Source organism: Acinetobacter bouvetii, assembly GCF_902753875.1.
Lineage (GTDB): Bacteria > Pseudomonadota > Gammaproteobacteria > Pseudomonadales > Moraxellaceae > Acinetobacter > Acinetobacter bouvetii_A.
This window is the reverse complement of record NZ_CADDTS010000036.1, coordinates 1-15,891: the sequence shown is the minus strand read 5'-3', so window position 1 is coordinate 15,891 and position 15,891 is coordinate 1. Positions and strand designations below refer to the sequence as shown.

Sequence of the window (15,891 nt, the reverse complement as noted above, 5' to 3'; positions counted from 1 at the left end):
CACTTTTTTGTAAAATCGAAATTTTAATGAAAATTAAAATATTAAATTAAATTAAGGGGCAACACCATAATGAAGGGTACATTATTAGATTTTAGTATTCAAACAAATGAAGGGATTATTACTGGTCAAGATAATAATCGATATAAGTTTGCAGGTGCTGAGTGGAAAGAAAATGTTTCCCCAAGCCGCGGACAGCAAGTCGACTTTGATGTCAGTGAATCTGGTCAGGCTGTTGGTATTTATCTTGAGTATCCAGCTCAAGCTCCAGCAAAAAAACAACTTTCTGCATCAACAGGCACAGCTGTAGAATTAAAAGATGAAGAAAATTATAACCTTCTCGACTGGTCAATGAAATGTATGCGGAAGTATGTCGATTTCTCGGGGCGTGCAAGACGTAAAGAGTATTGGTACTTCTATCTATTCCAGATTATTGTCGGATTTGGACTAGGGGTAATTGCTGCCATACTTGACTTAAGTGAAGATGGGTTTAATGGTATTATGGGGTTGATGTATTTAGTCTTTTTACTACCAAACTTATCTGTTCTTGCACGCCGACTGCATGATGTGAATCGTTCTGGATGGTGGATGCTTATTTCATTGACAATTATTGGTATTATTCCTCTATTTATTTGGATGGTTTCAGAAACAAAGCAAGAAACAAACCAATGGGGACAACCTGCAAAATAATTGAGTTGAGGGCTTTCTGCTAGTTTGTGGGAAGCCTTATTTTCTGTTCAAATTACGCTGCATCAAGTAAATGCTATACCATAAATTATGACTATCACCTTGGCACGTAATTGAGATAAGCATTGCTTTTTAAGTATTCATAGACTTTGATGATGCTGGGTTTTAATCTCAAGCATATTTTATTAACTTTTTTAGCTTTGATTGCCTATTAAATTATCAGAATAAATAATAATGACCGGATATTTTACACCAAATTTACGCCATTAAAATTTAAAAATATTATAAGTAATTGTTGTTAAAGGGTAATGTTTATTGGTGCGTCCAATCCATCATCGGCGCAACTGAAATGCGAGGTTGTAAAGATTGGAGAGCAGTCATGGAGAAAACCTGAAAAATGATCAAAAAACCGAAGCGCAAATTATACGTGCTTTCTGATCAAAGCCACAACAAATGATCAGCAACAAAAAATGCAGCCGGGCCAAATGCATTGATTCTTCATGAAAAAATAAAGATTGGATATGATGGTCATATTGTGGAAATTTCTCGAATTCAGTATGTTGTTATAAAGAAAAGAATAATGGATTGAGAAACTATAAATGTTCATTTTGGAAGAAATTTTTAAAAGTAAAAAATCGGAACATTCGGATTACTTTAATTTGAGATTACATCGGGGGTTGAGCTGGTTAAAAAAGTCAGGGGATCTGGATGATGATCTCGATCTTAAATTTATGAGCCTGTGGATTTCTTTTAATGCGATTTATGCACAGGATGTGGTGCTCAACCAAGACAAGCAAGCATTACGGCAATTTTTATATTTAATCTGTCAGAAAGATCAGGACAATAAAATTTATCATATTCTTTGGGATAAATTCAGCCAGCCCATTCGCTTGCTGTTAGAAAACCCCTATGTCTATCAGGGCTTTTGGGACTATCAAAATCAAAAAATCAGCCAGCACAGCTGGAAAGAAGATTTTGAACAGGAAAAGAAAAAAGTCCACAAAGCCTTGCAGGAAAAGGCTTCGGTAGACATTTTATTTGTGGTTTTTAATCGACTTTATACCTTGAGGAATCAGATGATTCATGGCGGTGCAACTTATAATAGTTCGGTCAATCGTCGACAGTTGCAAGATGCCTGTAATATTCTGGCAGCACTGTTACCTACCTTTATGTTTGTACTGTTAGAAAATGCACAAAGTCTGGATTTGGGCAAACCTTTTTATCCCGTAGTACAAGTCTGTTAAGTCCTATTTTGCAATCAGGCGAGTAGGAGAAAAAAACCTTTATTTGCCAGTTTCTTAAGACTGAGCAGAAGGAGCAGCATGATAGCGCATATCTAAAAATGCAAAAAAAGCAGCACAAAGGACCAGAGCAAATCCAACCATACAGGTCATGCTCCAGCCGCCATGATGCCATGAATAAACGCCCAATGCAGAACCACACGCCCCACCAATAAAGTAAGAGGTCATATAAATAGAATTAATCCGGGATTTGGCATCGGGGTGTAAACGGAAAATAATATTTTGATTGCTGGTATGCACAATGGTGAGGCCTAGGCTGATCACGCCATAACCCATGATGTAACTCACTAGAGACTGGCCACCGAAATACAGCAAGATCCAGCTGAGCATAAGCGTCAACAGGCCAATCCAGGTCAGTGCTTGGGTATGACCCTGATCGGCAATTTTACCAATTTTAGCCGTGGACAAAGCGCCAAATACACCGATGAGCGTCACAACACCGACCAGCACATCGGAAAGATGAAACGGGGAGGATGTGAGTAAAACGGCAATGGTCGAAAATAGGGTACTCATAGCAGCAAATACAAAACCACCAATCAAAGAACGAAAGCCTAAACGCGGTTCCTGTTTCAGCAAAACCGCCATGGATTTAAAAATTTGTGTATAGCTCATTTTTTGGATGGCAATATTGGGCAGTTTGGCTTTGAGTAGGAAAGCCAAAATCAGCATTAATATGGCACTGAGTATATAAATCAGCTTCCAGTTGAATAGGTTGGACATTAAACCTGCAAGACTGGTGGATAGCAGCAGTCCTACCAGAAGTCCACTCATCAGGAATCCCACGACTTCGCCGGTTTTTTCCGGTTTGACAGCCATAGTCGCAAGGGGAATCAGCACCTGTGCTGCGACTGAGAATAGTCCGGTAATGATGGTTCCCAACCAAAGCATAGGCAAGTTAACGGCAAAAGCACATAGAAATAAGCCGATCGCAGCCATCACCATCAGTAAAGGAATGAATTTGGTTTTATTGACAATGTCGCCTACCGGGACAATAAATAACAGACCCAATGCGTAAGATATTTGGGCAAAGGTCACCGTTAAAGCCACTTGCGATTCAGCCACATGAAAATATTGCTGGATAGAATGGATTAAGGGCTGGCAATAATAGTTGGCTCCCGCACATAGGCCACAGGCCATGGCCATCAGCCAGAGCAGTGATTTATCTTGGCTGATGTCGAGAGAAGTATTCATAACAGTCCTTGTGATATTTCAGGCAAGCAGAGCTTGTAGTCGTTTCTATATGCGAGGCGAAGTATAGCAAGCGCATCGATCTGAAGGAGTGAAGATCGGTAAAAAGCAATCGAAGTGTTGATTTTTATGACCTTGATTCAACTGCTTGCCCGGTTGAGGGCAGCAAAGCCATATAAAATTAATGTGAGAATTTCTTCTTGGACAGGCTAATCATCATCACCCCGATAATATTGAGGATACATCCAATCCATTGAATAGCATTCAAATGTTCACCCAGAAAAATGGTCGCCAAGATAATGGTCAGGATTGGGCCAATTGAGGCAATCATGGCCGACTGTGCAGCGCCAAGGCGGGCAATGCTTTGTGCCATCAGGATAGTCGGTAAAACCGTGACCAGAAAGCCTAAAGCAATCCCATACCAGATCACACTAGAGGGGAGTTGTAGCAGCAAATGCAGCGGTTGTGGGGTAGCAATAACATAATGGGTTAACGTCCCGATACAGGCAACCGACAGGGTCAAACCAGTAAAATTCCAGGAGCCAAATTTTTCAATCAGGCGTGGAGTGAGCAGTAAATAAGTGGCAAAACTGATGGCACTGGCAAACACCAGACTGGCCCCCAGCCAGAAATTACTTTCATGCGGAACATTGCTTTGTTCCTGCAACATCACAATCACGGTGCCACCATAACTCAAGGCAATTGCCAGCATGCTTTGCAGGCTTAATTTCTGCCTGTAAATGACACTGGATGCCAATACGGTCAGGGTGGGATAAAGAAACAGAATAATCCGTTCCAAAGAGGCACTGATATACATCAGCCCCTCAAAATCCAGCCAGCTTGAAAAATAGTAGCCGATTAGTCCGGCAAGAATCAGCACACACCAGTCTTTCGCGGCAATGTCTTTGTTGTGATGACGGTTAAACCAGCACAGCAGCAAAAAAAACGGCAGGGCACTGATCATTCTTAAGGTGATCAGCACGGTACCATCGACCAGAGGCGACAGCGCATACGTCTGCTTGATAAAAATGGCTTTGGTGCTAAACAAGAAAGCCGCACAAATTGCAAACAATGAACCTAATTGGGTCTGGCTGAGACTAAGTTTCATGTGACCTACTTGATAAATATTGTTATTTAAAAATTCTGTTGAAATGTGAATTATAAAGTTTTAATTGAAGGAGGTTAAATGCTAAAAGCTGATGCATATAATTCCATTTTGGAATGATTCTTCCCCAAATTGAGGCAAATTCTTCTTGTTGCGAAACAGATGATGTAGAGATTAAAAAATAAGACTCTAGATATTGGGTGAATTTCATTCAGATGGCATAACGCGGATTGATTTTTGGTACAAAGGATAAGAATAAACAGCAAGAAAAAAGCGGAGATTCAGCTAAATGTTGAATATTTGCACTAAGTTGGTGCAATAAATAGTCAGATGACTTGGATTGAGCTGAAAGCATCATCAAGCGAAATGACGATAAAATTTTTTTTCCGCGATTTTTAGATCTGATTAGACTTATGATGAATAAACATAAATGAGCAAAAAAAGTATCAAAATGAAAAAAATATCAGTTTTGCAAGCCTGATAAATTCCCTCAAAGCCATGATGAAGCTTTTGAGCGTCTGATTTTTTAAGCTTGAAAAATGCAGCTTGTAGATGTCAATTGAGTCAATAAATTAAAAAAAGCCTTTTAAATTTAATAATTTTATAGATAAATCAGGCTATTTCACGGATTTGAGGGTGCTTGGCTCAGGAGACAGAATTGTCAGAAAGATCAATCATGATATAAGCAAAGGCAGTAGGCTTTTAGCCCAAACATTGAACAGGCATTTACTGAGGGATCATCAAGATGATGATTAATGCCATAAGGGACATTTGAAATCACTGTTAAACCTATAAATGATATATCGTATGATTATTTTTATGAATTGCCAGTTCAAAATATGGGTATTTATTAAATAAATATTGGGTGGTAATTTAAAAAAGTTCAATTAGAATCCAAAAATTCAACAAAAACGCATCCTGGGGGAAACATTGCTAACCGCAATGTTTACTTAAGAAAAATTAGCTTGAGGAACGCTCATGCAGATCGGAATCCCAACCGAAACTGTTGTCGGTGAAAATCGTGTGGCTGCAACGCCAGAAACAGTAAAGAAGTTGATCAGTGCTGGTCATACTGTAGTCATTGAACGTAGAGCAGGTGTAAAAGCCGCTTATATTGACAGTGCTTATGAACAAGTCGGTGCCAAAATTACGGATGATGCCTATACCGGCAGCCAGATTATTTTGAAAGTTCGTGCGCCTCAAGGCGATGAAATTCAAAAACTTGCTCCAAATACTGCGGTTGTCGCAATGTTTGATCCGTACCGCAATACCGAACTTGATCAATTCGCATCCCAACAAGTGTCTGCATTTGCGTTAGAGCTTTTACCTCGTACGCTATCTCGTGCACAAAACATGGACGTGTTGTCTTCTCAAGCCAACCTGGCAGGTTATAAATCTGTGCTTTTGGCTGCTGCAGAATATCAACGCATGTTCCCAATGCTGATGACTGCTGCAGGAACTGTAAAACCAGCCCGTGTAGTCATTATGGGTGTGGGTGTTGCTGGATTACAAGCAATTGCAACGGCAAAACGTTTGGGTGCCGTGGTTGAAGCTACTGATTTGCGTCCAACCGCTCGTGATCAGGTTGAGTCTTTAGGTGGCAAATGGCTAGATGTGCCTATGTCGGATGAAGAAAAGCAAAAAGCGGCCGATGCAGCTAAAAATGGTTATGGCTGGATGCCGGGTGAGCAATACATCAAAGATCAGGCAGCTATTGTTGATAAAGCGGTATCCAATGCGGACATCGTGATCACAACTGCACTTTTACCGGGTCGTGATGCACCACGTTTAATCAAAGCTGAAACTGTTGCCAAAATGAAACCGGGTTCAATCATCCTGGATATGGCGGTTGAAACAGGCGGTAATGTTGAAGGTTCCAAGAATGGTGAAAACGTTGTTACTGACAACGGCGTGACTATTTTAGGTATTCCAAATATTCCTTCTACAGTATCGACTGAAGCTTCGGCACTGTATGCACGTAACGTGTTCAATTTCGTAGAAACGTTGTTTGATAAAGAGAAAAACTTTGCGATCAACCAAGAAGACGAAATTCAAAAAGCACTTCTAGTAACTCATGGCGGTCAAGTACTGCTCAAGCGTGGTTAAGGAGAGTCATCATGGTTGAAACGATTACAATTTTTGTCCTTGCCATCTTCGTAGGTTACTACGTGGTTTGGGGTGTAACACCTGCATTACATACGCCGTTGATGGCTGTAACCAATGCCTTGTCTTCCATTATTGTGGTGGGTGCGATGCTGCAAACTGTGGGCATTCCCGGTTTGGTTGAAGCAAATGTGCAATTTCAATCGATCAATGTTGTGAGTGTACTGGGTGCAGTTGCAGTGTTCTTGGCAAGTATTAACATTTTTGGTGGTTTCGCAGTTACTGCACGTATGCTTGAAATGTTTAAGCCGAAGCAAAAGAAGAAAGAGGGCTAATACATGGAATTTATTCGCGAATATGCCAACTGGTTCTATCTGGTTGGAGCCATTCTTTTTATCTTGACGCTACGTGGCTTGTCAGGTCCTAAAACAGCGATTCAAGGTAACCGTTACGGTATGATCGCCATGGCGATTGCTGTAATTACCACTTTCTTTGTGGCTGAGCATCCTGTGGTCTGGATGATTGGCGGAGCGATGGTGTTAGGTGCGATCGTGGGTATTGCCCGTGCACGTACAGTTCCAATGACGCAAATGCCTGAAACCGTTGCATTGATGCACTCACTTGTGGGTTTGGCTGCAGTACTGATTGCGATTGCTGCAATTTTACACAACAATCAGCTCACAGCCTTGTTTGCAGAAAATGAAGCGGCTTTAACTGCTGCTGGTGTAAAGCATGCACACATGAGCAGTGTTCATTTATTTGAATTGTTTGTTGGTTGTTTCGTTGGTGCGATTACCTTCACAGCTTCTGTATTTGCTTACGGTAAATTGGCAGCGAAGAAATGGGCAAAAACCATTTCTGGTAGCTGGGTAAAACCGGTTCAAGCCATCATTTTCCTTGCAATGTTGGCATGTGGCTTCTACTTCTTTACTACAGGCAACATGCAGGCATTCTGGGCGATGACAGCTTTGGCTCTGGCATTTGGTTGGGTATGGATTGCACCAGTCGGTGGCGGTGATATGCCGGTTGTGGTATCACTTCTGAACTCGTTCTCTGGATGGGCGGCTGCAGGTATTGGCTTCACGCTTGAAAACAACATGCTGATTGTGGCTGGTTCACTGGTCGGTTCTTCAGGTGCGATTCTGTCTTACATCATGTGTAAAGCCATGAACCGTTCCATCATCAACGTATTGTTTGGTGGTGCAATGGGTGGTACAGCCGCTGCAGCATCTGACAATGGTGAGAAAGTTCAACGTAACCACCGTTCAGGTTCGGCAGATGATGCGGGCTTCCTGATGTCAAATGCGGACAGTGTAGTGATTGTACCGGGTTATGGTATGGCGCAAGGTCGTGCACAAAATGCCGTGAAAGAATTGTGTGAAATCCTGAAAGAACAAGGCGTGAAAGTACGTTTTGCGATTCACCCAGTTGCTGGTCGTATGCCTGGCCACATGAACGTGTTACTTGCTGAAGCGGACGTCGCGTATGAAGACATTCTGGAAATGGATGAAATCAACTCGGACTTCCCGGCAACTGACGTGGTACTGGTGATTGGTGCGAACGACGTGGTAAACCCTGCGGCGAAAGATGATCCAACTTCACCAATCTATGGCATGCCAATTTTGGAAGCGCATAAAGCACGTACCATTATGGTGATCAAGCGCTCTATGGCAACAGGTTATGCGGGTCTGGACAATGACTTGTTCTATAACGAAAAAACCATGATGATTTTTGGTGATGCCAAGAAAGTTGTGGAAGATATGACCAAAGCGATTAATGGCGGCGGACACTAATACAATCCCCCTAAATCCCCCTTTTATAAAGGGGGACTTGATTTCTCCTTTTTATCAAAAGAGGGATTGAGGGAGATTAAAACCACCTTCGGGTGGTTTTTTTATGCCTTGGCATTGATGAGCTGAAGCGTGTGTTGTTCAAACAGGACTGAAGGTCATCTTCCAACGATCGTTTTTTTTGAGCTATGATCAAGCCCAATCTTAGCCAATTCACACGGATGAATAGCCAATGGAACTTAGACAGCTGCAGTCCTTTGTCACAATTGTCGAGCAGGGCAGTATCGGCAAGGCAGCGCAAAAGCTAGATGTCGGCACTTCTGCCCTCAGCCAGCAAATTTCCAAACTGGAATCGGAGCTGTCTACACGGCTATTGCAGCGTTCGGCTTTGGGGGTCACACCCACACCAGCCGGCCTGGCTTTTTTAAAACAGGCGCAACTGGTTTTACGCTATGCCAGTCAGGCAGTGGAAGCGGCGCAGTCGTCACGTCTGGCGGGTTATGTCAGTGTCGGATTTCCACCCAGTACAGCTTCGATTTTAGGTGTGCCTTTTGCCAAGATTATGGCGGAGCGTTATCCCGACATCAAAGTGCATCTGGTGGAAAACCTGTCGGGTAATCTGGTTCAGCTGATGAATTCGCGGCAGCTGGATATCGCGATTATTTTCAGTCAGGACATCAATAAAAGCTGGTCGATTCAACCTTTGGCTTCAGAGTCGATGTTTCTGATTGGCAATGATGAGTTCTTCAAAATTTATCATCTGGAAGATTATTTGCATCAGGGCACCATCACCCTGAAAAATCTGGAAAAATTGCCGCTAGCCTTGCCCAGTACCAATCATGGCTTAAGAAAGCTGGTTGAACAGCAGCAGATTGAATTAAATGTCAGCTATGAAATTGACGGACTGAGCTTGCTGATGAATACCGTGGCGAATCTTTGCGTGGGAACCATCCAGCCGGGCAGCGCTTTTATGAATCATAGTCATCAGCATTTAAACTTTTTAAAAGTGCATGAGCCTTCCATTGACCGTACCAACTATTTGATCAGTTTCCCTGAAGATGAACTGTCACCGGCCAGTCTGGCCGCGAAAACCGTCATTCGCAGCTGCATGACCGAGCTGATTCAGCAGCATGCCTGGCCCAGCGCAAAACTGATTTAAGCTTTTACCTCTTTAAAATAATTAAACACCCCATCTCAGCCAGCCTATCACTTCCTTGCTATTACATCCCTTAAAGTCAGCCCAAAGAGTAAGGGATGTAAGGCATGTACGATGTACTTGTAATCGGTGGCGGCAATGCCGCTTTGTGCGCGGCCATCACTGCACGTGAAGCCGGCGCAACGGTTCTGCTATTGGAAGCTGCACCAAAGGAATGGCGCGGAGGAAATTCTCAACATACACGTAACTTGCGCTGTATGCACAATGAGCCTCAGGATGTCCTGGTCGATGCCTATCCAGAAGAAGAATACTGGCAAGACCTGTTAAAGGTGACGGGAGGCAAGACCAATGAGCATCTGGCGCGTTTGGTCATTCGCAGTACCGAAACCTGCCGTGAATGGATGAAAAAGCACGGCGTCAATTTTCAGCCGCCTTTATCCGGTGCCTTGCATGTTGCACGCACCAATGCCTTTTTTATGGGTGGTGGCAAAGCCTTGGTCAATGCCTATTTCCGTAGTGCTCAAGACTTGGGTGTGGTGGTGAAATATGAAACCAAAATTCAGGAAATTGTTTTAGATCAAGGCAAATTTGTGGCAGCGATTGCTGAAGATGGCAGCCGTTTTGAGGCCAAAGCCTGTGTATTGGCTGCTGGTGGTTTTGAATCGAATCGTGAGTGGCTCAGAGAAGCCTGGGGTCAAAATGAAGCGGGAGAATGGCCCGCGGATAACTTCATTATTCGTGGCACGCGTTTCAATCAGGGCAACTTGCTGAAATTCATGATTGACCAGGGTGTCGATGTGATTGGTGATCCTTCCCAGTCGCACTGCGTGGCAGTGGATGCGCGAGCACCACTTTATGATGGCGGGATTTGTACCCGGATCGACTGCGTATCGCTCGGGATTGTGGTCAACAACCAGGCCAAACGCTTCTATGACGAAGGTGAGGATTTCTGGCCAAAACGCTATGCCATCTGGGGGCGTTTAGTCGCCAAACAGCCACAGCAGATTGGCTATTCCATTATCGATTCAAAATCAGTCGGCCGTTTTATGCCTCCGGTATTTGAGGGGGTAAAAGCCCATTCCATTCGCGAACTGGCGCAAAAGATTCAACTTGATCCTGACCAGTTTGAGCAGACCGTGCATGAGTTTAATCAGGCCTGTGTTCAAGGGGAGTTTAACCATACGGTTTTAGACAACTGTCATACAGAAAATCTCAGCCCAGCAAAAACCCACTGGGCCGTGCCCCTAGATACACCACCTTATTATGCCTACGCCTTGCGTCCCGGAATCACCTTCACCTATTTGGGCTTAAAAGTTGAAGATGACGCTGCGGTGCGTTTTAACAATGTGCCTAGTCCCAACCTGTATGTGGCCGGTGAAATGATGGCCGGAAATGTGTTGGGGCAAGGCTATACCGCAGGGGTGGGTATGTCGATTGGAACCACCTTTGGCCGAATTGCCGGGAAAAATGCCGCGGCGGCTGCCTTGAATCAAAGAGCCTTAACCAAGGAGGCGGTTTAAATGAATGCTCCAGCTAAAAATTTAATTCCTGTGGTGCAGTTGACGGCCAATGAAGAGCAGGTCAAACAGGCTTTACAGATTTGTAATGCCTGCCGTTACTGCGAAAGCTTCTGTGCTGTCTTCCCGGCCATGACTAAGCGTCTGGAATTCAATCAGGCCGATATTCATTACATGGCGAATCTTTGCCATAACTGCGGTGCTTGTCTACATGCTTGCCAATATGCGCCTCCACATGAATTTGGGGTGAATATTCCACAGGCCATGGCACAGGTACGTTTAGAAACCTATCAAAAATTTGCCGTACCGCACCGCTTTGGCAAGCTGTATCAAAAAGCCGGCATCACTTTGGTGAGTGCTTTGGTGGTGACGTTTATTTTCTTCATGCTGGTCGGTTCATACCTGCAAGGCAATGATCTGTTTGGTCTGTATGAAGGCAATTTCTACGCCATTTTTCCGCATAACTTTTTAGCCTTGCTGTTTGGGGCAGTATTTTCTGTGGCCTTCATTCTTTTAGGTCTGGGTATTCGTCAGTTCTGGAAACAAACCTCTGAAGTGGTACTGGGAGGCGTGGAAAAGCCAGACCTGCTGCAGGCGGCGAAAAATGCCCTGACCTTGAAATATCTCGATGGCGGTCATGGCAAAGGCTGTAATGAAGAAGATGACCGCTATACCCTGGCACGCCGCCGCTTTCACCATTTCACCATGTACGGCTTCTTGCTGTGCTTCTTGGCCACTTGTGTTGCCACAGGCTACCACTACTTTTTAGATCTGCATGCGCCTTATCCATTTTTCAGTGCGCCGTTTCTGCTCGGCACACTGGGCGGTTTGGGCCTGGTGATCGGGCCAGTCGGCCTGCTGTATCTCAATATTAAACGTGATCCTCAGCATGGTGATGCCAAACAGAAACCCATGGACCGAGGTTTTATTTTCCTTTTGTTGCTCATCAGCATGACCGGGCTGGCTTTGCTGGGTCTTCGTGATTCCAGCTGGATGGGGCTGTTGCTCATTATGCATCTGGCAACAGTGATGACCTTCTTTTTAACCATTCCGTTTGGCAAGTTTGCCCATGGATTTTATCGCAGCGCAGCTTTAATCAAATTTGCAATTGAAGAGCGCCGCAGCAAGCAAGCCAAATAATTTTTTAAAACAGCTAGCAACTTTCATTATTCGCTCATATGACCAGGGAGGTTTTTATGGCTACAGCTGGAAACAATAAAGGAATATTCAAGAAAATCTTGAATGTGACCAGTGGAAACTTTTTAGAGCAATATGATTTTTTCCTGTTTGGATTTTATGCATCCTATATTGCCGCTAAATTTTTCCATTCAGAGAATGAATATGTCTCTTTAATGATGACCTTTACCGTATTTGCGGCCGGATTTTTGATGCGTCCTCTGGGTGCGATCTTTCTGGGCGCTTATGTCGATAAAGTGGGACGCCGTAAAGGTTTGATCGTGACCTTGAGCTTAATGGCTCTAGGCACCTTACTGATTACGTTTGTACCGAGTTATGATCAAATCGGGATCATGGCACCCATTCTGGTGGTGATTGGACGACTGTTGCAGGGCTTTTCTGCCGGTGTTGAGTCGGGTGGGGTATCCATTTATCTGGCTGAAATCTCAACCGATAAAAACCGTGGTTTTATTACCAGCTTTCAGTCCGGAAGTCAGCAAATTGCCGTGGTTTTCGCCGCAATCTTGGGTTATAGCATTAACGTCATGTTAGGCCCTGAACAGGTGGGAGATTGGGGCTGGCGTATTCCATTCCTGATCGGCTGTCTGATTATTCCATTGATCTTTATTTTGCGTCGTTCTTTGGAAGAAACAGAAGCCTTTAAAGCACAAAAGACTCATCCTACCGGAAAAGAAATTTTCCAAACCATGCTGGCCAACTGGAAAGTGGTGCTTGCCGGGATGTTAATGAGTGCGATGACCACCACAACCTTCTATTTCACCACGGTATATACGCCAACTTTTGCAAAGCGCGAACTGGATTTAACTACCTCTGAAAGTTTGCTTGCAGCTGTAGTGGTCGGTTTGTCTAATTTTATTTGGTTGCCAATTGGGGGGATGATCTCTGACCGGATCGGGCGTAAACCGGTATTGGTAGGGATTACTATTTTGGCCATCTTCACGGCTTACCCAACTCTAAACTGGCTGGTGAATGATATTTCCTTTAATCATCTGATTATGGCCTTACTGTACTTTTCATTCTTCTTTGGCATGTATAACGGCAGTATGGTGGCTACGCTGGCAGAATCTATGCCAGTCCGGGTAAAAACAGTCGGTTTCTCTTTAGCTTTTAGTTTAGCTACTGCACTCTTTGGTGGGGTTACTCCAATGGTGAGCACATTCATTATTGAAAAAACCGGGGATGCCAGCATGCCGGCAATCTGGTTGATGTTTGCTGCAACTTGCAGTTTGCTGGCAAGTTTGTATTTATGCAAACGCCTGCCGAATAAAAAAGCAGTGTATCAGGAAACCAAGGCTTAACTTGCTTTGATAAAAAACCACCTTCGGGTGGTTTTTTTTGTTATAGAGTGCGTGATTTTTCAACAACTTGCTAGGAAGTGCAAAATAATAGCGCATGAACCACGTTATTCATTTATGTATTTGTCTGATTTGGTGCATCAATAAGTAATGATTGAAGTGGTGGATATTGAATTTTAAAAATAAGTATTTATTTTTATTGTTAATTTTATATGGGAGATATTTGTTTGGTTTTTTAGCCATTCGAAAGAGTCTTGGATTGCTGATGGTTATTAGCATATTCAAAATAAAAAATAAATAGCGAGAATTTGGCATTTGTTTTGCATTTTTGTGAATGAGTTTTAGGGGACTGTTCATGAAAATAATAAAGTGTCTGGTGTTGCTGTTATGCGTATGTTCACTGCCTGTATTTGCAAGTGAAGCTGCGACCAATACAGCGAATATTCAAGAAATACGTTTATCACTCGACAGCGTTTGGGTGGTCATCGGTGGGATCTTGGTTTTCTTGATGCAGGCTGGTTTTGCACTGGTCGAAAGTGGGTCTGTACGCAGCAAGAATACCGTTAACGTGTTAATGAAAAACTACATGGATGCTTGTCTCGGAGGATTGGTCTTCTGGGTGGTAGGGTTTGGTTTGATGTTTGGTGTGAACTATTCAGGTTGGGTAGGCACCAGTCATTTTGCACCTGATGTCATGGATGGTTGGCATTGGAATCTGTTGTTCTTTCAAATGATGTTTGCTGCTACTGCAACCACAATCGCCAGTGGTGCTATGGCAGAGCGCATTCATTTTGTGGCCTATATCGTAAGTGCTGCAGTAGTGAGTGGTCTAATTTATCCGATCTTTGGGAGTTGGGCTTGGGGCAGCATTTTTGAGGGCAGTGGCTGGCTCAAAGCTTTGGGCTTTATCGACTTTGCAGGTTCTACCGTGGTGCATTCCATTGGTGGTTGGGTGGCCTTGGCCGGAATTATTGTCTTGGGGCCACGTTTAGGGCGCTTTGGGCGTAATGGGCAAAGTCATTTCCTGGCAGGTCATAACTTACCTTTGGTGGCATTGGGGGGATTTATCCTCTGGTTTGCCTGGTTTGGTTTTAATGCGGCATCAACTGTCAATGCTAATGTGAGTATTGGTCGTATTGCCTTGAATACACATTTGGCTGCCTGCGCGGGTGCAGTAGCTTATATGCTGTATGCCTTGGTTCGTGGCAAGGCGATTTTAATGCGTACTTCAATTAATGCCTCACTGGGTGGTTTGGTCGGTATTACTGCAGGATGTGCAACGATGTCACCACTCTTCGCTGTTGTTACCGGAGCGGTCGCAGGCTTGATTGTTAGCATCATGCCAAGTTTTATGGAAAAATTAAAACTGGATGATGTGGTTGATGCGGTGACGGTACATGGTTTTTGTGGAGCATGGGGAACTGTAGCTGCAGGTCTGTTTTTTGAAACCGATATGTTTAATTCGCAAATCATCTCCATTCAGGTTTTAGGTGTTCTGGCAGCATTTGCCTGGGGCTTTGGCATTGCATTTATCACATTTAAAGTGTTGGAGAAAATGTTGGGTGGCCTACGTGTCAGTACACAACATGAACAACGCGGTCTGGATTATACCGAGCATGCCGAATTGTCTTATCCAGAATTTCAGCAGGATGTCACGTTTGAAACAGACGATATTACCAAACGCCACTAAACCACGAAGGGGGGAGTTTAGCCATGCCAAATGAATTACTGAGTGTGATGCAAAAGAAACAAGCGATTGAACGTGGTTTAAGTCACTTTATGCAAGGTACGGTATTGGAGCGGGTGCTTAAATATTGGGAACAGGAATATGGCGATAAACCTTCTTTTGTACTCAATCGTTTCTTAAATGATATCTGTAATACTGAAGAATTACGCTTTTATCGTAAAGATATGCTGAAACAGCTTATATCTGAAATGTCGGCAGTCGAAAAGCAGGTATTACTGGACACGAAACCCAAGGTGGAAAAAGAAACATCAGTTTCAATTAATATTTCAAATGCTTTCTTTGATCTGGTGGATGGGGTAGTTCGTACCGTTACAGCGTTGGATTTCACAGATTTTAATACAGAGGTGAAAAATCAACTAGAAGAGCGAGGTTTGGCGATAGCAACATCGGACAATATAAATACAGCTGCTTTTACTGAGTTTTTACCACTGACCAGTTATGCTCAGGTGATCACAATCATCTATGAGTGTTATTGCGAGTTTTATGGACCAACCAAGGCGGATCATGTCTATGCGCGGCTAAAAACTGAGATTAAGGGCAAATATCCAGATGTAGATTTGCATCAATTGCTCTAGTTTAACTCGTTGCAGCGAGATCATAAGCTTTCGCTGCAACATACAGAAGACTTTTTTCTGCATAGGGAAAATGTAAAGCCAGAGATGAAAAAAGCGACCTGAAGGTCACTGCTGTCCCATAGTTTGCTTTAAATAAAAAACCTGAGTCTAAAGTAGTTAAAATATAAGTGCGACCAAACACTTTAACTATAAGGACTCAGGTTTTGTCACATCAGAATACCGTATTTCATCAA

13 protein-coding genes are annotated in these 15,891 nt (G+C 43.4%); 11 read left to right on the top strand and 2 right to left on the bottom strand.

The window, feature by feature from the left end; all coding sequences use genetic code 11:
* Positions 1-69: 69 nt before the first annotated feature.
* Both FB6_RS10815 and FB6_RS10810 read left to right on the top strand, forming a co-directional pair.
* A complete protein-coding gene (locus tag FB6_RS10815) occupies positions 70-687 on the top strand; it encodes a DUF805 domain-containing protein (RefSeq protein WP_174560012.1) in 618 nt (205 codons plus the stop codon).
* 596 nt (positions 688-1,283) lie between these two features.
* The gene (locus tag FB6_RS10810; protein WP_174560011.1) at positions 1,284-1,928 is read left to right on the top strand and encodes a HEPN domain-containing protein; all 645 of its coding nucleotides are present in this window, start codon (positions 1,284-1,286) and stop codon (positions 1,926-1,928) included.
* 54 nt (positions 1,929-1,982) lie between these two features.
* Here FB6_RS10810 and FB6_RS10805 read toward each other — a convergent pair whose 3' ends face one another.
* Together FB6_RS10805 and FB6_RS10800 are read right to left on the bottom strand one after the other, a co-directional pair.
* Positions 1,983-3,176: an MFS transporter gene (locus FB6_RS10805; protein ID WP_174560010.1), complete on the bottom strand. Its 1,194-nt coding sequence runs from the start codon at positions 3,174-3,176 to the stop codon at positions 1,983-1,985.
* 178 nt (positions 3,177-3,354) lie between these two features.
* A complete protein-coding gene (locus tag FB6_RS10800; protein WP_174560009.1) occupies positions 3,355-4,281 on the bottom strand; it encodes a DMT family transporter in 927 nt (308 codons plus the stop codon).
* Positions 4,282-5,256: 975 nt separating this feature from the next.
* Between FB6_RS10800 and FB6_RS10795 the strand changes: the two genes are divergently transcribed.
* The 9 genes from FB6_RS10795 (at position 5,257) to FB6_RS10755 (ending at position 15,658) form a co-directional block, all read left to right on the top strand.
* On the top strand, positions 5,257-6,384 hold the full coding sequence (locus tag FB6_RS10795; RefSeq protein ID WP_174560008.1) for a Re/Si-specific NAD(P)(+) transhydrogenase subunit alpha: 1,128 nt from the start codon (positions 5,257-5,259) through the stop codon (positions 6,382-6,384).
* Between the two features lie 11 nt (positions 6,385-6,395).
* Positions 6,396-6,716 (top strand): proton-translocating transhydrogenase family protein, encoded by a 321-nt coding sequence (locus FB6_RS10790; RefSeq protein WP_005012553.1) that lies wholly within the window; start codon positions 6,396-6,398, stop codon positions 6,714-6,716.
* 3 nt (positions 6,717-6,719) lie between these two features.
* Entirely contained in the window at positions 6,720-8,174 is a 1,455-nt protein-coding gene (locus FB6_RS10785) for an NAD(P)(+) transhydrogenase (Re/Si-specific) subunit beta (protein WP_174560007.1), read from the top strand.
* Positions 8,175-8,403: 229 nt separating this feature from the next.
* Positions 8,404-9,330 (top strand): LysR family transcriptional regulator, encoded by a 927-nt coding sequence (locus FB6_RS10780; RefSeq protein ID WP_174560006.1) that lies wholly within the window; start codon positions 8,404-8,406, stop codon positions 9,328-9,330.
* Positions 9,331-9,434: 104 nt separating this feature from the next.
* A complete protein-coding gene (tcuA, locus tag FB6_RS10775) occupies positions 9,435-10,847 on the top strand; it encodes an FAD-dependent tricarballylate dehydrogenase TcuA (protein ID WP_174560005.1) in 1,413 nt (470 codons plus the stop codon).
* Positions 10,848-11,984, top strand: a complete 1,137-nt coding sequence (tcuB, locus tag FB6_RS10770; RefSeq protein WP_174560004.1) for a tricarballylate utilization 4Fe-4S protein TcuB — start codon at positions 10,848-10,850, stop codon at positions 11,982-11,984.
* A 56-nt stretch (positions 11,985-12,040) separates the two neighbouring features.
* The gene (locus tag FB6_RS10765) at positions 12,041-13,339 is read left to right on the top strand and encodes an MFS transporter (RefSeq protein WP_174560003.1); all 1,299 of its coding nucleotides are present in this window, start codon (positions 12,041-12,043) and stop codon (positions 13,337-13,339) included.
* A 352-nt stretch (positions 13,340-13,691) separates the two neighbouring features.
* On the top strand, positions 13,692-15,026 hold the full coding sequence (locus tag FB6_RS10760) for an ammonium transporter (RefSeq protein WP_174560002.1): 1,335 nt from the start codon (positions 13,692-13,694) through the stop codon (positions 15,024-15,026).
* Between the two features lie 23 nt (positions 15,027-15,049).
* Positions 15,050-15,658, top strand: a complete 609-nt coding sequence (locus FB6_RS10755; RefSeq protein ID WP_174560001.1) for a hypothetical protein — start codon at positions 15,050-15,052, stop codon at positions 15,656-15,658.
* Positions 15,659-15,891: the final 233 nt, after the last annotated feature.

Bases quoted from the DNA above. Each gene is read 5' to 3' on its own strand.
- FB6_RS10815 (WP_174560012.1), top strand. From the start codon at position 70: ATGAAGGGTACATTATTAGATTTTAGTATTCAAACAAATGAAGGGATT.
- FB6_RS10810 (WP_174560011.1), top strand. From the start codon at position 1,284: ATGTTCATTTTGGAAGAAATTTTTAAAAGTAAAAAATCGGAACATTCG.
- FB6_RS10805 (WP_174560010.1), bottom strand. From the start codon at position 3,176: ATGAATACTTCTCTCGACATCAGCCAAGATAAATCACTGCTCTGGCTG.
- FB6_RS10800 (WP_174560009.1), bottom strand. From the start codon at position 4,281: ATGAAACTTAGTCTCAGCCAGACCCAATTAGGTTCATTGTTTGCAATT.
- FB6_RS10795 (WP_174560008.1), top strand. From the start codon at position 5,257: ATGCAGATCGGAATCCCAACCGAAACTGTTGTCGGTGAAAATCGTGTG.
- FB6_RS10790 (WP_005012553.1), top strand. From the start codon at position 6,396: ATGGTTGAAACGATTACAATTTTTGTCCTTGCCATCTTCGTAGGTTAC.
- FB6_RS10785 (WP_174560007.1), top strand. From the start codon at position 6,720: ATGGAATTTATTCGCGAATATGCCAACTGGTTCTATCTGGTTGGAGCC.
- FB6_RS10780 (WP_174560006.1), top strand. From the start codon at position 8,404: ATGGAACTTAGACAGCTGCAGTCCTTTGTCACAATTGTCGAGCAGGGC.
- tcuA (WP_174560005.1), top strand. From the start codon at position 9,435: ATGTACGATGTACTTGTAATCGGTGGCGGCAATGCCGCTTTGTGCGCG.
- tcuB (WP_174560004.1), top strand. From the start codon at position 10,848: ATGAATGCTCCAGCTAAAAATTTAATTCCTGTGGTGCAGTTGACGGCC.
- FB6_RS10765 (WP_174560003.1), top strand. From the start codon at position 12,041: ATGGCTACAGCTGGAAACAATAAAGGAATATTCAAGAAAATCTTGAAT.
- FB6_RS10760 (WP_174560002.1), top strand. From the start codon at position 13,692: ATGAAAATAATAAAGTGTCTGGTGTTGCTGTTATGCGTATGTTCACTG.
- FB6_RS10755 (WP_174560001.1), top strand. From the start codon at position 15,050: ATGCCAAATGAATTACTGAGTGTGATGCAAAAGAAACAAGCGATTGAA.